Origin of the sequence: Shewanella sp. SM87 (assembly GCF_025653705.1) — a bacterium.
Taxonomy (GTDB): domain Bacteria; phylum Pseudomonadota; class Gammaproteobacteria; order Enterobacterales; family Shewanellaceae; genus Shewanella; species Shewanella oncorhynchi.
This window is the reverse complement of the sequence record NZ_JAKKSC010000096.1, coordinates 1-687: the sequence shown is the minus strand read 5'-3', so window position 1 is coordinate 687 and position 687 is coordinate 1. Positions and strand designations below refer to the sequence as shown.

1 protein-coding gene is annotated in these 687 nt (G+C 50.1%); it reads right to left on the bottom strand.

Annotated elements, in window-relative coordinates:
- The coding region (locus L5M11_RS23820; protein ID WP_263193464.1) for a methyl-accepting chemotaxis protein at nt 1-687 on the bottom strand (687 nt) is incomplete at both ends.

Here is a 687-nt window from a genome sequence, read left to right as displayed (position 1 = left end):
GTAGTGCGTTGTAGCGTTTCAATCGTGGTATGTACTTCCTGAGTCGAATCTTGTGTGCGGCGCGATAATACTCGAACTTCATCGGCAACGACCGCAAAACCACGGCCTTGCTCGCCAGCACGAGCCGCTTCAATGGCTGCGTTAAGCGCCAACAGGTTAGTTTGCTCAGCAATCCCTTGAATTGTCGCCAGAATACTCGAGATAGACTTAGCGTGACGACTTAAATCGCCAATAACATCCGTTGCTTGAGTCACTTCATCGGCGAGAGAATTAATCGAGTTACGAGTTTTATTCACTAACTCTTTGCCCTGTAAACTGCTCGCTGCAGACTGTTGAGCCGCTGTTGCCGTGTTCTCAGCATTGGCTGCGATCTCATTAGTCGCACTCGCCATTTCAGTTACCGCAGTCGCGACCATAGCGACTTCTTGCTGCTGACGTTGTAACTCCGCAACTGAAGTTTGCGTGGTGGCAAGACTACGTTCAGCATCGGCATCTAACTCATTCGCTAATTGGCGAATATGGCTGATCAGCTGATGTTGACTGCCCACAAAGCGGTTAAAGCTGTCGGCAAGCACGCCCACTTCATCTTGAGTGTCGACAGAAATACGTTGAGTTAAATCACCATTACCATCGGCAATACGCGCCAGTGCCTGCGATACTCGACTCAGAGGACCCAGTAACATGCCA